At 68.9% G+C, this 2,553-nt stretch carries 2 protein-coding genes and 1 pseudogene; all 3 read right to left on the bottom strand.

Annotated elements, in window-relative coordinates; all coding sequences use genetic code 11:
• A pseudogene (locus tag CF68_RS38330) lies at positions 1-212 on the bottom strand (dehydrogenase); the annotation flags it as partial.
• Between the two features lie 104 nt (positions 213-316).
• Positions 317-1,255 carry a LysR family transcriptional regulator gene (locus CF68_RS14365; RefSeq protein ID WP_035819844.1) on the bottom strand — a complete coding sequence of 313 codons (939 nt, stop codon included), beginning with the start codon at positions 1,253-1,255 and terminating at the stop codon, positions 317-319.
• A 43-nt stretch (positions 1,256-1,298) separates the two neighbouring features.
• Positions 1,299-2,495: a class I SAM-dependent rRNA methyltransferase gene (locus CF68_RS14360; RefSeq protein ID WP_035819841.1), complete on the bottom strand. Its 1,197-nt coding sequence runs from the start codon at positions 2,493-2,495 to the stop codon at positions 1,299-1,301.
• Between the last annotated feature and the right edge of the window lie 58 nt (positions 2,496-2,553).

Genomic DNA, 2,553 nt, shown 5'->3' with positions numbered 1-2,553 from the left:
GGTGCCATGCCCGCGCCAGCCGAGCCGCCGCCGACCACGATCACGTCGACGGCGCGGGCTGGCCCGGCAGTGCGCGGCTGATCGGCACTGGCGGCCTGGGCGAGGCGGCCGAACGAGCCGCCGCAGGTGACGGCCGCGGCGGCCAGCGTCAGGCTATGGCTGAAGAACTTGCGCAGGGAAGGCTTGGGCTTGCGATGCTTGGGGCGGGTCATGGTGTCTGTGCGTTTCCGTGTTGGGGCGATGCCCCGGTGCACACAGACTAGTCAGCCCGCGCCGTCCGCAAAAGACGGCCGTTACAGAATCCGGAGTTCGTGTTTTACGAACCGAGCCCCGCGCTTGCCAGGTGGTCGGCAATGGCCAGTTCCCAAATCGGCGGCTGGCCGATCTGCGCGGCCAGGAAATCCGCCAGCGCATGGATCTTGGGCGAGGCCCGGTGCGAGCGGCGGTAGACCGCGGAAATCTGCCCGCCGGAGGGTTGGTAGCCGGGCAGCACGATGCAGAGTTCGCCGGCGGCGATGGCTTGCGCGGCGAGGAAGGCCGGCAGGATGGCCAGGCCCAGCCCGCCGCAGGCGGCCGCCAGCAGGTGATGGCCGCTGTCGGTGCGCAGGCGGCCGCGGATGCGGAACGACTGCAGCTCGCCCTGCACCGGCAGCTGCCACATGCCGTGCGGCTCGCGGTTGGAATAGAGCAGGCCCTCGTGGTGGCGCAGGTCTGTGGGGTGCGCGGGCGTGCCGTGCGCGGCCAGGTAGCCGGGGCTGGCGCAGATCAGGTGCAGGTTGGGCGCGATCGGGCGCGCCACCAGCGAGGAATCGGGCAGCTGGCCCATGCGGATGGCCACGTCGAAATTGCCGTCGTGCAGGTTGACGTAGCGGTCGTCGGACTCGACATCCAGGCGCAGCTCAGGGTAGCGCAGCGAAAACGCCGACAGCATCGGGCCCAGGTATTGCATGCTGAAGGCCATCGGCGCAGCCAGCCGCAGCGAGCCGCGCAGGCTGGTGTTGGCGGCCAGCACGGCGTCTTCGGCCTCGCCCACCTCGGCCAGGATGCGCACGCAGTATTCGTGGAAGACCTGCCCCGCTTCGGTCGGCGCGGCACCGCGCCCGCGTTGCAGCAGCACGGCGCCGAGCCGTTGCTCCAGCAGCTGCACCCGCTGGCTGATCACCGACTTGGTGGTGCCCAGCCGCCGCGCCGCCTCGGTAATGCTGCCGGCATCGACCACGGCCACGAAGGCATGCATTTCAGAGAGTTTGTTCATGACTCGCGCCCTGCCCTTCCGTGAATGCGTGGCCTGACTGGCCCTACGCCACCTTTTCCAGCAGCAACCCCTTCAGGTACTCCCCTTCCGGGAACGCCGCCAGCATCGGGTGATCCGTGCCGGCCGACAGCCGCCGCAGGATGCGCGCATCGGCGCGCGCATCGGTGACCGCGCCCGCCACGATCTTCTGGAACAGCTCCATGCTGATCGCGCCCGAGCACGAGTAGGTGAACAGCAGCCCGCCCGGGCGCAGCAGCTGCATGCCGACCAGGTTGATTTCCTTGTAGGCGCGCGCGGCGCGGTCGATATGCTGCGCCGACGGGGCGAACTTGGGCGGGTCCAGCACGATCAGGTCGAACTGGCGGCCCTCGGCGCGGAACTCACGCAGGGTCTTGAACACGTCGGCATCGAGCCAGGTGGCGCGCTCGGGTTCGAAGCCGTTGAGCGTGACATTGCCCGCGGCGATCTTCAGCGCCTCGCCCGACGAATCGATCGAGGTCACCGAGGTGGCGCCGCCGCGCAGCGCCGCCAGCGAGAAGCCGCCGGTATAGCAGAAGCAGTTCAGCACCTCGCGCCCGGCGGCCAGATCGCCCACCAGCTTGCGGTTGTCGCGCTGGTCGACATAGAAGCCGGTCTTGTGGCCGTTGCGCACGTCGACGTAGTAACGCACCCCGTGCTCGGTGACCGACAGCGCCGGATCCGGCTCGGCGCCGGCCAGCACCCCGGTGACCAGCTCCAGGCCTTCGCGCTGGCGCACGGCGGCGTCGGAACGCTCATAGACGTTGGGGCAGCCGGTCTCCTTGACCAGCGCCTGCACGATCGCGGTCTTCCAGTGCTCCACGCCGGCCGAATTGAACTGGCACACCAGCTGGCCCTTTTCACGGTTGCCGTAGTAGTCGACGATCAGTCCGGGCAGCCGGTCGGATTCACCGAAGATCAGCCGCACTGCGTCGCTGTCCTTCACCCATTGGCGCCGGTAGGCAATGGCCGCGGCCACGCGGCGCTTGAACAGGGCGTGGTCGACCGGCTCGTTTTCATCGAAGGTCCACGCGCGCGCGCGGATCTGCGACTCGGGGCTGTAGGCGGCCTTGGCCAGGAAGCGGCCGTCGGCGGCGCGCACGATCACGGTCGCGCCCGGCTCGCAGCGCCCTTCGGTCGTGGCAATGCCGGTGGCGTAGATCCACGGGTGGCGGCGCAGCAGGGATTTTTCCTTGCCGGGTTTCAGGGTGATGGTGTTCATGTTGGTATGGGGAAACTGCAGGCCACCAGCAATTGCAACTGGCGCGAACGCATCAAGG

The organism is Cupriavidus sp. SK-4 (assembly GCF_000611125.1).
Lineage (GTDB): Bacteria > Pseudomonadota > Gammaproteobacteria > Burkholderiales > Burkholderiaceae > Cupriavidus > Cupriavidus necator.
This window is presented reverse-complemented; position numbering and strand designations above follow the sequence as displayed.